This is a genomic window from Sphingomonas pituitosa NBRC 102491, assembly GCF_001598435.1.
GTDB classification, from domain to species: Bacteria; Pseudomonadota; Alphaproteobacteria; order Sphingomonadales; family Sphingomonadaceae; genus Sphingomonas; species Sphingomonas pituitosa.
Genome location: NZ_BCYY01000020.1, coordinates 27815 through 44493, shown reverse-complemented (window position 1 = coordinate 44493; position 16679 = coordinate 27815). Strand labels below are relative to the sequence as shown.

Sequence of the window (16679 nt, the reverse complement as noted above, 5' to 3'; positions counted from 1 at the left end):
GGACGCGACCAGATGAAATTCCGTATCGACCGCCGCTCGCTATTGCTCACCGGAACGCTCGGGATCGGTGCATTGTCGCTGCCGGGCGTGGCGCTCGCCCAGGCGACGGCGCGCGGCTTCACCCATTCGGTGGCGAGCGGCGAGCCCGGTCCCGACACGATGCTGCTGTGGACGCGCTACGTCCCGGCCGATGGCGGCGCGGTGAAGCTGCGCGCGCAGGTCTCCGCCAGCGCCGACTTCGCCCGCGTCGTGGCGGAAGGCGAGCAGATCACCGGGCCGTGGCGCGACCACACCGCGAAAGTGACGGTGGCGGGGCTTTCGCCGGACACGCGCTATTTCTACCGCTTCGTGGCGCCCGACGGCAGCTTTTCCCCCGTCGGCCGCACCAAGACGCTGCCGCTGGGCGATGCGCGCCGCTTCGGCATCGCGATCTTCTCCTGCTCGAATCTGCCGTTCGGCTATTTCAACGCCTATGGTCACGCGGCGGCGCGCGACGACATCGACCTGTGGGTCCATCTCGGCGACTATCTCTACGAGTATAAGCAGGGCGGCTATGCCCCCGCCGGCGGCGCGATCGGCGGCCGCTGGCCCGAGCCCGCCGGCGAGATGATCCACCTTGCCGACTATCGCCTGCGCTATGCCAGCTACCGCGCCGACCCCGATCTGCAGGCGCTGCACGCGGCCAAGCCGATGCTCGTCCAGTGGGACGACCATGAAAGCGCCAATGACAGCTGGGAAGGCGGCGCCGAGAATCATCAGGACGACGAAGGCGACTGGAGCGCGCGCAAGGCCGCGGCGATGCAGGTGTTCCGCGAGTGGATGCCGGTCTCCGAGACGCCGTGGGGCAGCTACGAGATCGGCACGCTGGCGACCTTCTTCCGCACCGAGAGCCGGCTGCTCGCGCGCAGCCAGCAGCCCGATGTCGCGCCGCTGTTCAAGGACGCCGATCCGGTCAAGGCGCTCACCGCCTTCCGCGACGGCCCCTGGCACGATCCGGCCGTGACGATGCTGGGCAGCGAGCAGGAGGTGTGGCTGGATCATGCGATGCGCCGCTCGGTGCAGGCGGGGCAGCGCTGGCAGGTGGTCGGCTTCGGCACGATCCTGGGCAATCTGTCGACCCCGGCCGATGCGATGGGCTGGCTGGCACCGGACGCCGATCCGCGCGCCAGGGCCTATGTCCAGGCGGGCGTGACGGCGGGCAGACTGGGCTTGCCGCTCGGCTATGACAGCTGGGGCGGCTATCCGGCGGCGCGTGCGCGGTTCCTCAAATCCTCGCAAGGCATGGGCGCCAACCTGCTCGTCGTGTGCGGCGACAGCCACAATGCCTGGGCGTTCGATCTCGCACAGGACGGCAAGGCCGCGGGCGTCGAATTCGCGGGCCATGCGGTGACCTCGCCGGGGTTCGAGAGCGCGCTCAAGACCGATCCCAAGCTGGTGGCTGCCGCCATGGTGCGCGCCAATCCCGAGCTGAAATGGTGCGACACCAGCCGCCGCGGCTACATGGCGCTGACGCTCACGCCCGATCAGGCGCGCAACGACTGGGTGTTCGTCGAGACCGTCACCGCGCGCAGCCTGAAGGCGAGTGTGGGGCACAGCGCGATCGTGCAGCGCGGCCGCAACGTGATGGCATGATGCCGTGCTCCCTCCCGGCTGCGGGAGGGGGCCGATGGCTCAGCGCAGCCAGAGTGCGGCAGCGATCAGCGCGGTGCCGGCCAGCAGGGACGTGGCGATCCAGCGGCCGGCCTGGGCGATCGCGCGGGCCGTGCCGGTATCGACGGGCGGCGTCTCCAGCCGGGCAGCCGCCGCCCGCAACAGGCGCGGGGCGTCCTCGCCCAGCTCCGCCAGCGCCATCGCCAGCGCCGCCGAACTCGCCGCCATCCGCGCGGGGCCGAAGCGATTGGCGACCAGCGCCACTTGCGCACGGCGGATCGCACCCGACAGGTCGAAGCCCGGTGCGATGCGGGCGAGCACGCCGTCCAGCGTCACCATCGCCTTGAACACCAGCAGCAGGTCCGGCGGCAGCACCAGCCCCTCCTCGCGCAGCAGCCGCAGGAAATCGGGCATCATCGCCGAAAGGACCAGCGTGCCGCCGCCATGGCGCTGGACGATCGCCTCGGCCGCACGATCGATCGTGCGGCGGGGGACGTCATGGCCGTCGCTCCACAGCGCCAGCGTGTCCGCCAGCGACCGCGCATTGCCGCCGGTCAGCGCCAGCACGAAGGCGATGAATTCGTCGCGCCGCTTCGGGCCGATATGCCCGATCGAGCCGAGGTCGAGCAGCGCCAGCCGGTCGCCGGGCAGGCAGAGCAGGTTGCCGGGGTGCGGATCGGCATGGAAGCGGCCGTTGACCAGCACCATTGCGATCACGGTGTCGGCGCCGAGTTCGGCGATCGCCTCGGGATCGATGCCGGCCGCGCGCAAGGCCTCGCCCGAGACCGGCTTCGTACCGTCGACGAAGTCCATTACCAGCAGCGTTTCGGACGTCCATTGCCAATGGATTTCCGGCACCACGACGCGGGGGCTGCCGGTCATGTCGGCGCGGAGCAGATCGGCGTTGCGGCCTTCGTTGGTGAAGTCGAGCTCCTCGATCAGCGCCTGGCGCAGCTGGCGGGCGAGCGCGACGGGTTCGAAGCGGCGCGCCTCGGCGCTGCTCCGCGCGACCAGCGCGGCAAGCTCGCCGATCAGCCGCAGGTCTGCCTCCATCGCCGCGCGAATGCCGGGGCGGCGGACCTTGAGCACCACCTCGCGGCCGTCCGCCAGCCGGGCGCGGTGGACCTGCGCCATCGACGCGGCGGCGAGCGGGGTGGCGTCGAACCAGGCAAAGGCCTGTTCGGGCTGCATGCCGAGTGCCGCTTCCACTTCGCCGCGGATTTCCTCGAACGGCAGCGTGGGGGCGGCGCTCTGGAGCAGTTCCAGTTCGGCGATCCAGTCGGGCGGCAGCAGGTCGCCGCGCGTCGCCAGGATCTGGCCGATCTTCACATAGGTGGGGCCCAGCGCCTCCAGCGCCAACCGGGTGCGGCGGGGCAGCGGCAGCGCGCCGGTTTCCGGGTCGGCGGCGTCCGCCTCGCCGGCGAACCCCAGCCGTTCGAGCAGCACGCCCAGCCCGAAGCGTGCCGCCACGGCCGCAACGGTCCGCACGCGGGCGGAGTCGCGCACCGTGGCGGTGAGCAGCCGGAGCATCAGTCGAGCGACTTGGTGGCCTGCTCGAACATGTCCTTGCTGAGGCCGGGGCTGGCGACGATCCGCTCCAGCTCGCCCCGCATCAGCGCAGCGCGGGCCGGATCGAAGCGCTTCCACCGGCCGAGCGGCGGCACCAGCTTGGCGGCGGTCTGCGGGTTGAGCTTGTCGAGCGCGATCAGCTGGTCCGCGACGAAGCGATAGCCGCGGCCCGAAGGATCGTGGAACGCCCGCTGGTTGATGCTGAACGCGCCGACCAGCGCGCGTGCCCGGTTCGGGTTGGCGAGGGTGAAGTCCGGATGCGCGGCCAGCTTCTCGACCGCCGCCAGCGTATCGTCGCGCGAGGAAAGCGCCTGGGTCTGGAACCACTTGTCCAGCACCAGCGCGTTGCCGGCATAGCGCTGGTAGAAGGCCTCGATCGCCTGTTCGCGGAAGGACGACGCACCGTTGACCAGCGTGGCGAGGCCGCCCTGGCGATCGGTCATGTTGTCGGCCGCGTCGAACTGGGCGAAGGCGAGTTCCGCCGCGTCGCTCGCGCCGCTCGCGGCGATATAGCCGAGTGCGACGTTCTTCAGGCGGCGCGCGCCCTTGGCTGCCGGCGAATATTCGAAGCGGTTGGCCCGCGCGCCTTCATAGGCGGCGCGCCATTCGGCCGCGAGCAGGTTGCCGAGATCGGCGCGCAGGGCTTCCCGCGCGCGGAAGATCGCCTCGGGATCGACCACCGCCATCTGGTCGCCGATGAAGCTGTCCGAGGGGAGCAGCACGGCTTCTGCGATGAAGGCGCGGTCGAGCGAAGGATCGGTCAGCGTATTGCGGACGGCGTCGATCAGCGCTGCATGCTCGCCCTTGCCGGTGGTCACCGCGGCCACCAGCGTATCGAGCATCAGCTGCTGCATCGCTTCGTAGCGCGCGAAGGGATCGTCGTCATGCGCCGAGAGGAACGCCAGATCGGCGGCGCTGCGATTGGCGTCGACGATCACCGGCGCCGAGAAGCCGCGATTGATCGAAAGCACCGGGCGCTCGGCCAGCCCTTCGAACCGCAGTTCCTGCTCGGGCTTGTCGAGCAGCACCAGCTGTTCGTCGATCAGCGGCGTGCCGCTCTTCTCGCCGAACAGGCGGATCTTGAGCGGCAGGACCATCGGCTCCTTGACCGGCTGGCCCGGCGTCGGCGGTACGGTCTGGGCGAGCGCGAGCCGGGTGGTGGCGCCGTCCTGCATCAGGTTGGCCGAGACGCGCGGGGTGCCGGCCTGGCTGTACCAGCGGCGGAACTGGCCGAGATCGACGCCGCCGGCCTCTTCCATGCTCGCCACGAAATCCTCGCAGGTGGCGGCAGTGCCGTCGAACCGATCGAAATAGAGGTCGGTCGCCGCGCGGAATTTCTGCGGCCCCAGGATGGTGGCCATCATCCGGATCAGCTCGGCGCCCTTGTTGTAGATCGTCGCCGTGTAGAAGTTCGAGATTTCGATATACTCGTCCGGGCGGACCGGATGGGCGAGCGGGCCGGCATCCTCGGGGAACTGGCTCGCACGGAGGCTGCGCACATCCTCGATCCGCTTGACCGCCGCCGAGCCCTGGTCGGCCGAGAAGCTCTGGTCGCGGAAGACGGTGAAGCCTTCCTTCAGGCTCAGCTGGAACCAGTCGCGGCAGGTGACGCGGTTGCCCGACCAGTTGTGGAAATATTCGTGCGCGACCACCGCGGCGATCGCGTCATAGTCCCAGTCGGTGGCGGTATCGGGGTCGGCGAGAATGTAGCGGCTGTTGAAGACGTTCAGCCCCTTGTTCTCCATCGCGCCGAAGTTGAAGTCGTCGACCGCGACGATGTTGAACACGTCGAGATCGTACTCGCGGCCATAGACGTCCTCGTCCCACTTCATGCTGAGCTTCAGCGCGTGGAGGGCATGATCGGTCTTGGGCAGGTCGGGCGCGCGGACATAGATGCCGAGCTGCACCTCGCGGCCGGACATCGTCGTGAACGTGCCGGTATTGGCGACGAGATCACCCGCGACCAGTGCGAACAGATAGCTCGGCTTCAGGAACGGATCGTGCCACTCCGCCCAGTGGCGGCCGTTCTCGCCATCGCCTTGTGCGATCGGGTCGCCATTGGCGAGCAGCACCGGGAAGCGCGCCTTGTCGGCGGTCATCCGGACCTTGTACGTGGAGAGCACGTCCGGCCGATCGGGGAAAAAGGTGATGCGGCGGAAGCCCTCGGCCTCGCACTGGGTGCAGAGCATCCCCGACGAGGCGTAGAGGCCCTGGAGCTGGGTGTTGCGCTCCGGCGCGATCACCACTTCGGTCTCGATCGTGTGCGCGTCGCCGGTAAGCGGGATCACGAGATCCTGCCCGTCCATCCGCCAGCCCGCGGCGTCCGCGCCATCGACCTTGACCGATACGGCGACCAGGCCGTCGCCGTTCAGCACCAGCGCGCGATCATGCGCGCCGTTGCGGGTGACGTGGAGCGCGGCGCGCACGCGGGTCGCGGCGGGGTCGAGATCAAAGTCCAGTGCGATTTCCGGCACCAGCCAGTCGGGTTGACGATAGTCCTCGCGGCGAATGGCCTGGGGAGCTGCGGCGGCGATGCGGGCGTCACTCATACCGGTGGGATATAGGACAAGCGGCGGCGCCTGCTACTCTAATTCTGTCGATTTCCATGTGCGGGAAAAGCGCTGCTTGCCACGCGGCAAAATCGTTTCGGAAAGGAAATGCTGCGACGAACGGTTCGACCGATTGACGACGAACGATGCCCTGCTAGGCTTGAAATATTGTTGCGACTTCCAGGGATCCCCGATGCTTCGATCGACTGCGCCGTTTGCCCTCGTCCTTTGCGCGGCGTCCCCCGCGTTCGCCCAGACCGCCGCCGAGCGAAACGCCGTCATCACGGCCCCGCTCCCCGCCGACCAGGCGGCGTTGAAGAGCCATGTGATGTTCCTCGCCTCGGACGCGCTGAAGGGGCGCGATGCAGGCTCGCCGGAATTCGAGATCGCCGCCAATTACGTCGCTTCGCAATTCTATGCCGCCGGGCTGAAGCCGGCCGGCGATGACGGCGGCTACCTGCAGAAGGTGCCGCTGGTCAGCTACAAGCTGGAGGGCACCGGCGCGATGTCGATCGGCCGCGCCAAGGCGCCGCCGGTCGCGCTCGAGGCGGGCAAGGACTTCATCGCCGGCGCGAACCCGGAGAAGCCCGAATACAGCGTCACCGCGCCGGTGGTGTTCGTCGGCTATGGCATCGTCGGGCTTGGCCGCGACGACTATAAGGGCGTCGACGTGAAGGGGAAGATCGTCGCCTTCTTCGGCGGCGCGCCGTCAAGCTTCCCCGGCGAGGAAGGCGCGCACTTCCAGAACCCGGCCGCCAAGGCCGAGATCGCGAAGAAGCACGGTGCGGTCGGCTATATCACGCTCGAATCTCCGCTCACCGCCAAGAGCCGTCCGTTTTCGATGTACGCCGCCTATGCGGGCCGCCCGCGGGTCACCTGGGGCAATGCCGACGGCACCGGCCATATCGCTGCGCCCGGCGTGCCGGGCCTCGGGCTGCTCAGCCTCGCGGGTGCCGAGAAGCTGTTTGCCGGCGCCAAGACCCCCTGGGCGGCGATCGCCAAGGCCGCGGCGGTGGACGGCGCCACCTTCAAGGCAATCCAGCTGCCCGCCACGCTGACGATCGCGACCAAGACCACGCTGACGCCGATGCCGAGCTTCAACGTCGCCGGCATGATCGAGGGCAGCGATCCCAGGCTGGCAGGCGAAGTGGTCGTGCTTTCCGCGCACCTCGACCATATCGGCGTCGGTCGGCCCGACGCGAAGGGCGACACGATCAACAACGGCGCGCTCGACGACGCGATCGGCACCGCCTCGCTGATCGAGGAGGCAAAGCGCTTCAAGGCGGCGGGCACGCGCCCACGCCGCTCGATCCTGTTCCTGGCGGTGACCGCGGAGGAGAAGGGGCTGGTCGGTTCCGACTATTTCTCCAACAACCCCACGGTGAAGGGCACGATCGTCGCCGACGTGAACCTCGACATGCCGATCATCACCTATCCGTTCGAGGATATCGTGGTGTACGGCGCCAACCATTCGACGCTGGGCCCGATCGTCGCCAAGGCGGCGGGGGAGATCGGCGTGAAAATGTCGGACGATCCGCTGCCCGGCGAAAATATCTTCGTGCGCAGCGACCATTACAACTTCGTGCGCAAGGGCGTGCCCTCGGTGTTCCTGTGGCCGGGTGCCGGTGGCCCGGGCCGCGCGGCGATCGACCATTTCATGAAGAACCACTATCACCAGCCCTCGGACCAGATCGACCAGCAGCCGGCGATCAACTGGCAGTCGGGCGTGCGCTTCGTCGATGTGAATTTCCGCATCGCGAACGCCATCGCGAATGGCGCCGAAAAGCCGGTGTGGAACAAGGGCGACTTCTTCGGCCTCACCTATGACGGCCCCGGCGCCAAGTAAGCCCGGAAGGACCTGATCGTGATGACGCTTCGCCCGCTGCTCGCCCTGATGCTGTTCGCCAGCCCCGCGCTGGCGCAGCAGGCCGCCCCGCTCACGCCCGAGCAGGCCGGCATCAAGGCGCATGTCCAGTTCCTCGCCTCCGATGCCCTGCGTGGCCGGGAGGCAGGGACGCGCGATTTCGACGTGGCGGCAGAATATGTCGCGGCGCGGATGCTGGCGATCGGGCTCAAGCCCGGCGCCAACGGCAGCTGGTTCCAGCCGGTGAAGCTCACCACCTATCGGCCCGCCGAAAAGGCGGTCTGGACACTCAAGCGCGGTGACAAGGACGTGGCCTTCGCCTTCGGCAAGGATTTCGTCAACGAGCCGGTGCCTTCCGCGCCCGATTTCAAGACCGAGGGCGAGGTCGTGTTCGCGGGCTACGGGATCGTCTATCCCGAGGGCAAGCGCGACGACTACAAGGGCCTGGACGTACGCGGCAAGATCGTCGCGATCCTCGGCCGCACGCCCAAGGGGCTGCCGAACGAAGTCAACGCGCATTTCGGCGACGACGGGCAGAAGGCGCGGCTGGCGGCGGCGCGCGGCGCCAAGGCGGTGCTGATCATCGAAACGGTCGAGCGCGCCAGCAAGTACAATCTGGCACGCTACGCCGAGATCTACGCCTATCCGCGTACCGGCTGGGCGGGCCCGGACGGCGTCGCCAACGACGTGTCGCCCCGGGCACCGGTGGTCGGCTATGTCAGCCTGGCCGGCGCCGCCAAGCTGTTCGAGGGCGCAAAGATCCGCTGGTCCGATGTGCTCGCGGCGCAGACCAAGGGCGGGCGCATGCCCACCGGGCTGCTCACCGGCACCCTGGCCGTGGCCAGCAAGACCCGGTTGTCGACGCGCGATAGCCGCAACGTGGTGGGGATGATTGAGGGCAGCGATCCCGCGCTCAAGGCGCAGGCGGTGGTGCTTTCCGCCCATCTCGATCACGTCGGCGTGGGCGAGCCGGTGAAGGGCGACGCGATCTACAACGGCGCGATGGACAATGCGATCGGCGTGTCGATGGTGCTCGAGATCGCCAAGGCGATCCAGGAAAGCGGCAAGAAGCCGCGGCGTTCGCTGCTGTTCGTGGCGCTGACCGCCGAGGAGAAGGGGCTGATCGGCTCCGACTATTTCGCCCATTTCCCCACCGTCCCCAGGGGCTCGGTGGTTGCGGACGTCAATTTCGACATGCCGATCCTCACCTATCCGCTGGTCGACCTGGTCGTGCTGGGCGGCGAGCGGTCGAGCATCGGCCCGGCGGTGGCAGCGGCAGCCAAGGCCGAGGGACTGGGCGTGGTGCCCGATCCGGAGCCGGAGGAGATGTTCTTCGTCCGCTCCGACCATTACAGCTTCGTGCAGGCCGGCATCCCGGCCGTGTCGATCGACACGGGCCCCGGCGGCACCGGCGCGGTGGCGGCGCGCAAGTTCCTCGACGAGAATTACCACAAGCCGTCGGACCAGATCGACCTGCCGTTCGACTGGAATTCGGCGGTGCAGTACAAGCATGTCGGCCTCGCCACGGTGCGCGCGCTCGCCAACGGGGATGCGCGGCCGAGCTGGAACAGGGGTGATTTCTTCGGAACGCTGTTCGGGGGCGCGGGCGCGGAGTGAACAGGGTGCGGTTGTTGGTCTTCGGCCCCGGCTATACCGCTTCGCGGCTGATGGCGGCGGTGCAGGCCGACGGCGGCGCGGTGGCGACCGTCACTCGCGCCACCTTCGCGGATCGGGACCGCACCCGCGCCGAGATCGCCGCGGCGACGCACATTCTCTCGAGCATTCCCCCGGGCGATGCGGACCCGGTGCTCGCGGCCTATGGCGCAGACCTGGCGGCGGGCGGCAAGTGGCTGGGCTATCTCTCCTCCACCGGCGTCTATGGCGATGCCGGCGGCGGCTGGGTGGACGAAAGCGCGCCGCTGCGCGGGCGGCGGGGTGGCCGGCTCGATGCCGACCGTGGCTGGGGCGCCCTGCCGAACGCGCATGTCTTCCGCCTGCCCGGCATCTACGGCCCCGAACGCTCCGCGCTGGAGCGGATGGCGGCGGGAGCGGTGCGGGTGTTCTTCCCCGGCCAGGTGTTCAGCCGCGTCCATGTCGACGATCTCGTCGCCGGCGTCATCGCCGCGTTCGAGGGACCCCCGGGCGCATACAACCTCTCGGACGATCTGCCGGCCCCGCAGGCCGAGGTGCTCGCCTATGCCGCCGAGCTGCTGGGCCTCGATCCCGGCCCGGCGGTGACCCCGGACGAGGTGGCGCTCAGCGCCGCCTCGCGTGCCTTCTATGCCGAGAACCGGCGGGTGGCGAACGGCAAGGCGAAGCGGCTGCTCGGCTGGCGGCCGCGCTACACTGATTACCGGTTGGGCCTGCGCGCCCTCAAGGCCAGCACCAGCCCGACCAGCACCAGCACGCCGCCGCCTACCGCGAGCAGCGACCAGCGATAGCCTTCGAACAGCGTCGACAGCAGCATCGCGATCACCGGGATCAGCACGCTGGTGTACGCGGCCTTTGCGGGACCGATGGTGCGGATCAGCTGGAAATAGATGGTGAAGGTGATCGAGGATCCGATCACGCCGAGATAGAGGATGCCGAGCAGATAGGCCGGCCGCGTCTCGATCACCGGCGGGCCGACCGTGGCCAGCGCAAAGCCTGCATCGAGCGTGGCACCGATCAGCATCGCCCAGCCGAGCGTGGTCGCCATCGGATAGGCCTTGGCGGTGCCGGTCGCCTGCATCACGTTCGTGACCGAGGCGGAGAGCACGCCGGCGAGCGCGATGCCGATGCCGATCAGCGCCTCGTGCGGGCCGACGGGATTGAGCCGCGCTTCATGGACGAACAGCAGTGCCACGCCCGCCATCGCCACGACCGATCCGATCAGCAGCTGTCGCCCCATCTTCTGGCCGAGGAAGATCCGCGCGAGGATCGCGTTCGGTACCAGCAGCAGCGCATAGACCACCGCCACCACGCCCGAGGTGACGTGCACCTCCGCGCGGTAGACGAAGTTGAAGTTGAGCACGAACTGCGCAAGCCCCAGGCACGCGGCGAAGGTGAGCCCGCGTGCATCGAGCCACAGCCGGTCGCGCCGCGCTGCCGCCCAGAGCAATGTCGTCACACCGGCGACGAGGAAGCGATAGGTTACCGACCAGCTCGGCGGCACCACCGCCAGCTGGTCCTTGATGACGAGCCAGGTCGAGCCCCAGATCAGGGTGACCAGCAGGAACGGGATCAGCACGGTGATCCGCGCCGAGCGGGGCGGGGCGGGCGCGCCGATCACAGTGCCGCGATCGCTTGCGCCAGCGGACGGATGGTGTCTTCGGCCTGGTCCCAGCTGGTGACGAGGCGGACCTCGCCTTCGGCCCAGTCGTAGAAATCGAAGCCGAGCGCGCGCAAACCTGCAGCTTCGTCCGGACTGGCCTTGAGGAACACTTCATTGGCCTGCACCGGATGAACCAGCCGGTCGCCCGCCGCTTCGGCCAGGAGCCGCGCGCCGGCATTGGCAGCGCGGGCATTGGCAAGCCAGAGGTCGTTCTCGATCATCGCCAGCAGCTGCGCGGCGAGGTAGCGGCCTTTGGAGAAGAGCAGCCCGGCGCGCTTGCGGCGATAGAGGGTCACGTCGGCCAGCTTGGGGCGGAAGAAGACCAGCGCCTCGGCGCTCATGCCGCCATTCTTGACGAAACCGAAGCTGAGCGCGTCGACCCCGGCGCGCCAGGTGACGTCGCCCGGATGGCAGCCGAGATGCGCCACCGCATTGGCGAAGCGCGCGCCGTCCATGTGCAGGCCCAGCTTCCGCGCCTTCGCCAGATCGCCGATCGCGGCGACCTCGTCGGGCGTGTAGACCAGACCATATTCGGTGGCGTTGGTGATCGAGATCGCGTGCGGCTGCACCTGGTGGACGTCGTTGCGGATCGGATCGACCACCGCGTGGATCGCCTCGGGCGTCAGCTTGGCGCCCGGGCCGATGGCGGTGAGCAGCTTGGCGCCGTGGGTGTAGAATTCGGGGGCACCGCCTTCGTCGCAGTGGATGTGCGCGTCGCGGTGGCAGACGATGCCGCCGTGCGGCGCGCACATCGCCGTCAGCGCGAGGCAGTTGGCCGCCGTGCCGGTTGGCACCCACAGCGCGCGGACCTGCGTCCCGAACAGCTCCGAAAACGCGCCGTCGAGCCGCTTCGACCAGGCATCGCCGTCATAGGCGGTGTCGAGCGTGTTGGCGTCCACCAGCGCCTGGAGCACGGGCGGGCAGACGGCGGCGGCATTGTCCGAAAAGAAGCGCATGGCCAGACCCTTGCGGCCTGGCACGCGCCCGGTCAACGCTCTGTTACGGTGCCCGGCGCAGCGGCTGGGCCTCGCACAGGATCAGCGCGAACCAGTCCTTCTCGTCGGTCCATTGCTCGATCGGCGTCCAGCCGCCGGAACGGAGCAGCTGGCGTGCGCCGTTGGGCCCGTATTTATGGCTGTTCTCGGTGTGGATGGTCTCGCCTGCCGCCATCGAGAACGGGCGACCGTCGACGGTGAAGTCGACGTCGCGCTGCGCTTCGAGATGCATTTCGATGCGCGCATAGTCGGTGTTCCAGATCGCCCGGTGGCGGAACGCGTCGACGGGGATTGTGCCGTCCAGCTCGTGGTTGATCCGCGTCAGCAGGTTGAGGTTGAACGCCGCCGTCACGCCCGCCGCATCGTCATAGGCGGGGACGAGGATGTCGGGCGATTTCACCCGGTCCATCCCGATCAGCAGCCGCGCGCCTTCGCCCAGCCACTCGCGCATCGCCCGCAGCAGGTCGACCGCGTGCCAGGCGTTCATGTTGCCGATCGTGGAGCCTGGGAAGAAGCCGAGCTTCGGCATCTTCGCCACCTGCTCGGGCAGCGGCACCGGGCGGAGGAAATCGGCCTCGACCGGATAGACCGGCAGGCCCGGAAAGGCCTGGGAGAGCTGTGCGGCGGAGTGGCGCAGGAACTCGCCGGAAATGTCGATCGGCACATAGGCGGCGGGTTCGATCGCGCGGAGCAGCCGCGGCGTCTTCACCGACGAGCCCGAGCCGAATTCCACCACCGCCGCATTGGGGGCGGCAAGGTCGCCCAGGTCGCCGGAAATGGACTCGAGCAGCGCGGTTTCGGTGCGGGTCGGGTAATATTCGGGGAGTTCGGTGATCTCCTCGAACAGCTCCGAGCCGCGCCGGTCGTAGAACCAGCGGGCGGGGATCGCGCGCGGGCTGGCGGCGAGGCCGGTCAGCACGTCGGCACGGAAATGGGGATCGGCAAGGCTCGTCTGGCCGTCTTCGAGTTCCTGCTTGAGCATCAGAGGTCCTTCGCCAGTCGCACGCCGGTAAACTGCCAGCGCTGGTGCGGATAAAAGAAATTGCGGTAGCTGGCGCGCACATGACCGCGCGGCGTGGCGCAGCTGCCGCCACGCAGCACGAACTGCCCGCTCATGAACTTGCCGTTGTATTCGCCTACCGCGCCCTCGGCGGCACGGAAGCCGGGATAGGGGCGATAGGCGCTGCCGGTCCATTCCCACACATCGCCGAACCATGCCGGGCCGCCGGTGGACGGGCGCGGCTCGACCGGGCCTGCAATATCGAGCTGGTTGCCGCCCAGCGGATCGGCGCTCGCCGCGGCGGCTTCCCATTCGAACTCGGTCGGCAGCCGGGCGCCGGCCCAGCTGGCATAAGCGTCCGCCTCGAAGAAGCTGACATGGGTGACCGGCGCGGCCGGATCAATCGGCCGGCGGCCGTCGAGGCCGAAGCGCGTCCAGATGCCGTCGATGTGCTGCCAGTAGAGTGGCGCGGTGATCTGGTTGGCCTGCACCCACGCCCAGCCGTCCGACAGCCAATGGCGCGGATCGGCGTAACCGCCCTCGGCGATGAACGCGGCCCATTCGCCGTTGGTGACGGTGCGGTCGGCCAGCGCGTGCGGGTGGAGCAGGGTGGGGTGGCGCGGGGTCTCGCAGTCGAACGCGAACGCCGAGAGCGTGTCGGACGCATCGACCCCCGCGGCGACCTGCCCGGCCGCGCCTTCGATCCACCCGATCGGACCGGGCATCGCCACCGGCACCTTGGCGGCGCCGGGCCACACCGCCGGCTCGAGCGGGTTGGCTGCGAAATGGTGGAGGATGTCGGTAAGCAGCAGTTCCTGGTGCTGCTGCTCGTGCTGGCAGCCGAGTGCGATCAGATCGAGCGCCGCCTGCGGCAGCGTCGGCAGCGCCGCGACGACCGCGCCGTCGACCGCGGTGCGATAGGCATGCACCTCGTCCAGCGTCGGCCGCGCGAGCATGCCGCGGCGGGGGCGGGCATGGCGCTGGCCCTCGGCTTCGTAATAGCTATTGAACAGGAACGGCCAGCGTTCGTCGAACAGGCGGTAGCCCGGCACGTGATCGCGCAGCACGAAGGTCTCCAGGAACCACGTGGTATGCGCGAGGTGCCATTTGGCCGGGGAGGCGTCGTCCATCGACTGGACCGTCGCATCGGCATCGGAGAGCGGCGCCACGAGGGCGGAACTGAGCCCGCGCACCGCCGTGAAGCGGCGGGCCAGGGCGTCGGGCGCCGCGATATCGGCCGGTCGTGTTCTCACTCTGTTCTCCTGCCGCAATCGGGCTGCGGAAGCAACCCATACGGAGGGATGCGCGAAGCGGCCGCTATTGGGTACGCGGCCCCCCGGGAACCCACAGAACGTCGTCCGCCCCCTTTTGGTTCATGGTACGCGCGGCGACGAACAAAAAATCGGACAGTCTATTGAGGTAGATGAGGGCGTTGGCGCTGAGCGTGCCCTGGTCGTTGGCGGCGACGGCGGCGCGTTCGGCGCGGCGGGTGATCGCGCGGGCGAGGTGGATCGCCGCAGCCGCCGCGCTGCCGCCGGGCAGGACGAAGCTGTTGAGCGGCGACAGATCGTCGTTCAGCGCGTCGATCGCCGATTCGAGCCACGCAATCTGCTCCGGCGTGATCCGCAGCGCGCCTTCGCGTTCGCCGGGCGTGGCGAGATCGGCACCGAGATCGAACAGGTCGTTCTGGATGCGCGCGAGCGTGGCATCTAGCGGATCGCCGGGCGTCAGCGTGGTGCGCGCGACGCCGATCGCGCTGTTCGCCTCGTCGACGTCGCCGATCGTCTCCATCCGTGCCGAGGCCTTGGAGACGCGCGAGCCGTCGGCAAGGCCGGTGGTGCCGGCGTCGCCGGTGCGGGTGTAGATCTTGTTGAGCTTGACCATAGGGGCGGAAAGGTAAGGCGGATGGCGCTGCGGGGCTAGGGTCTTCAGGGGAAGCGGCGGAACCCGTTGAAAGCGCGACCGTTCGAAGGGACTGCCTCGTCTGGGGAGACGTTCCGTGCCCGATCCCGTACCGCTTCGCACCCGATCCTATGGCCTGCCGCTGCACCCGGTCGTGCTCGGCCTGCCCTTCCTCTGCTTCCTTGCCGCGATGATCGCGGACATCGCCTATTTCCGCAGCTACGACATCGCGTGGAAGAATTTTGCCGACTGGTTGCTCGCCGGCGGGATGGTGCTGGGCGCGCTCGGGGCGATCGTGGGCATCGTCGATCTGCTGCGGCCGACGGTGCGGGCGAACCGGCTGCTTACCCCCTATGCGATCGCCTACGCGGTGGCCATGGTGCTGGCGCTGCTCAATAATTTCATCCACAGCCGCGATGCTTTCGGGGCGATGCCGGCAGGCCTGATCCTGTCGGTGCTCACCGTTCTCGTGCTCACCGGCGCCTCGGTGCTCGGCGCGATCCTGCTGCGTCAAAGCCGTTTCGGAGGGTTCCGCTGATGCGCGCACTGCTTCTCGCCGCGGGCGCCACGCTCGCGCTCGCCGGGTGCGCCAGCAAGGGCGGCGACACCAGCCAGCAGATCGGCGGCGATCCCAAGCTGCCGGATATTCAGCAATATCTCATCCCGCCGATGCACGTGGTGCCGCCTGCGCCCTGGGGCAGCGGCAAGCCCAGGGTCCCGGCGGGCATGAAGGTCCAGGCCTTCGCCACCGGTCTCGCCAAGCCGCGCACCGTCTACACGCTGCCCAATGGCGACGTGCTGGTGGTGGAGACCGACGGCCCCTCCGAGCCGATCCACCGCCCCAAGGACGTGGTGATGAACCTCATCCAGGCGCATGCCCATGGCGGCGGCAAGGCGGGGATGGACATCGTCCTGCTCCGCGACGCGAACGGCGACGGCGTGCCCGAGCTCAAGACCAGGTTCCTGAGCGGGCTCAACTCGCCGTTCGGCGTGGCGCTGGTCGGCGGCGACCTCTATGTCGCCAATACCGATGCGATCCTGCGCTTCCCCTACCAGACGGGCCAGACGCGGATCACGGCACCCGGCACCAGGCTGATCGACCTGCCGGGCGGCCCGATCGACCATCACTGGACCAAGAGCCTGGTCGCCAGCCCCGACGGCACCAAGCTCTATGTCGGCGTGGGTTCGAACAGCAACATCACCGAGAACGGCATGGACGCCGAGCGCGGCCGCGCCGCAATCTGGGAAGTCGATCGCGCCAGCGGCGCCTCGCGGCTCTACGGCACCGGCCTGCGCAATCCGAACGGCCTGCAGTTCGAGCCGCTGACCAACGTGCTGTGGACGGTGGTCAACGAGCGCGACGAGCTCGGCCCGGACCTGGTGCCGGACTATCTCACCTCCGTGCGCGACGGCGGCTTCTATGGCTGGCCGTACAGCTATTGGGGCCAGAATGTCGATCCGCGGGTGAAGCCGCAGCGGCCGGACCTCGTCGCCAAGGCGATCAAGCCCGATTACGGCCTGAGCAGCCATGTCGCGCCGCTGGGCATGGTGTTCTCCGCCAACGCCGCCGGGCTGCCGGCGCAGTGGCGCTCGGGCGCCTTCATCGGCGAGCATGGCAGCTGGGATCGCGGCCACCTCAACGGCTACAAGGTGATCTATGTGCCGTTCGCGGAAGGGCGGCCCTCGGGCAAGGCGGTGGACGTGGTGACCGGCTTCGTCGAGGGCGATAAGGCGCATGGCCGGCCGGTAGGCCTCGGGCTGGACAAGACCGGCGCGCTGCTGATCGCCGACGATCTGGGCAATACCGTGTGGCGGGTAAGCGGCGGGTAAGCGGCGG

Annotated in this window: 13 protein-coding genes; 6 read left to right on the top strand and 7 right to left on the bottom strand. The window is 68.8% G+C overall.

All coding sequences use genetic code 11. The annotated features are described in order from the left end of the window. The first annotated feature begins 12 nt into the window (after positions 1 to 12). Entirely contained in the window at positions 13 to 1632 is a 1620-nt protein-coding gene (locus tag SPI01S_RS15905; RefSeq protein WP_066724696.1) for an alkaline phosphatase D family protein, read from the top strand. Positions 1633 to 1671: 39 nt separating this feature from the next. On the opposite strand, the gene SPI01S_RS15900 is transcribed toward SPI01S_RS15905, so the two are convergent. Then, entirely contained in the window at positions 1672 to 3180 is a 1509-nt protein-coding gene (locus SPI01S_RS15900; protein WP_066724693.1) for an ABC1 kinase family protein, read from the bottom strand. Next, the gene (pepN, locus tag SPI01S_RS15895; RefSeq protein ID WP_066724690.1) at positions 3180 to 5768 is read right to left on the bottom strand and encodes an aminopeptidase N; all 2589 of its coding nucleotides are present in this window, start codon (positions 5766 to 5768) and stop codon (positions 3180 to 3182) included. Before pepN ends, SPI01S_RS15900 begins: the two co-directional genes overlap by 1 nt. 193 nt (positions 5769 to 5961) lie before the next feature. On the opposite strand from pepN, the gene SPI01S_RS15890 reads away from it, so the two are divergent. The 3 genes from SPI01S_RS15890 to SPI01S_RS21930 are packed head-to-tail and all read left to right on the top strand — an operon-like array spanning position 5962 to position 10073. After that, on the top strand, positions 5962 to 7614 hold the full coding sequence (locus tag SPI01S_RS15890; RefSeq protein WP_066724687.1) for a M28 family metallopeptidase: 1653 nt from the start codon (positions 5962 to 5964) through the stop codon (positions 7612 to 7614). A 21-nt stretch (positions 7615 to 7635) separates the two neighbouring features. Next, positions 7636 to 9249, top strand: a complete 1614-nt coding sequence (locus SPI01S_RS15885) for a M28 family peptidase (protein ID WP_245653629.1) — start codon at positions 7636 to 7638, stop codon at positions 9247 to 9249. Between the two features lie 50 nt (positions 9250 to 9299). After that, positions 9300 to 10073, top strand: coding sequence for a Rossmann-fold NAD(P)-binding domain-containing protein (locus SPI01S_RS21930; RefSeq protein WP_373278320.1), 774 nt, complete (start codon positions 9300 to 9302; stop codon positions 10071 to 10073). Here SPI01S_RS21930 and SPI01S_RS15880 read toward each other — a convergent pair. The 5 genes from SPI01S_RS15880 to SPI01S_RS15860 all read right to left on the bottom strand — a co-directional run bounded on the left by SPI01S_RS15880 (position 9983) and on the right by SPI01S_RS15860 (position 14824). Then, complete coding sequence (locus SPI01S_RS15880; RefSeq protein ID WP_066724681.1) at positions 9983 to 10903, bottom strand: DMT family transporter; 921 nt, start codon at positions 10901 to 10903, stop codon at positions 9983 to 9985. The two genes, SPI01S_RS21930 and SPI01S_RS15880, sit on opposite strands and share 91 nt — an antisense overlap. After that, on the bottom strand, positions 10900 to 11901 hold the full coding sequence (locus SPI01S_RS15875; RefSeq protein ID WP_066724678.1) for a threonine aldolase family protein: 1002 nt from the start codon (positions 11899 to 11901) through the stop codon (positions 10900 to 10902). The genes SPI01S_RS15880 and SPI01S_RS15875 overlap by 4 nt, the downstream gene beginning before the upstream one ends. 43 nt (positions 11902 to 11944) lie before the next feature. Beyond that, positions 11945 to 12922 carry an L-histidine N(alpha)-methyltransferase gene (egtD, locus tag SPI01S_RS15870; RefSeq protein ID WP_066724676.1) on the bottom strand — a complete coding sequence of 326 codons (978 nt, stop codon included), beginning with the start codon at positions 12920 to 12922 and terminating at the stop codon, positions 11945 to 11947. Next, positions 12922 to 14193, bottom strand: coding sequence for an ergothioneine biosynthesis protein EgtB (egtB, locus tag SPI01S_RS15865; RefSeq protein WP_174539117.1), 1272 nt, complete (start codon positions 14191 to 14193; stop codon positions 12922 to 12924). Before egtB ends, egtD begins: the two co-directional genes overlap by 1 nt. A gap of 64 nt (positions 14194 to 14257) precedes the next feature. Continuing rightward, positions 14258 to 14824 carry a cob(I)yrinic acid a,c-diamide adenosyltransferase gene (locus SPI01S_RS15860; RefSeq protein ID WP_066724674.1) on the bottom strand — a complete coding sequence of 189 codons (567 nt, stop codon included), beginning with the start codon at positions 14822 to 14824 and terminating at the stop codon, positions 14258 to 14260. A 115-nt stretch (positions 14825 to 14939) separates the two neighbouring features. On the opposite strand from SPI01S_RS15860, the gene SPI01S_RS15855 reads away from it, so the two are divergent. Beyond that, entirely contained in the window at positions 14940 to 15380 is a 441-nt protein-coding gene (locus tag SPI01S_RS15855) for a DUF2231 domain-containing protein (protein ID WP_066724672.1), read from the top strand. Further along, the gene (locus SPI01S_RS15850) at positions 15380 to 16672 is read left to right on the top strand and encodes a PQQ-dependent sugar dehydrogenase (protein WP_066724670.1); all 1293 of its coding nucleotides are present in this window, start codon (positions 15380 to 15382) and stop codon (positions 16670 to 16672) included. Before SPI01S_RS15855 ends, SPI01S_RS15850 begins: the two co-directional genes overlap by 1 nt. Positions 16673 to 16679 lie beyond the last annotated feature (7 nt).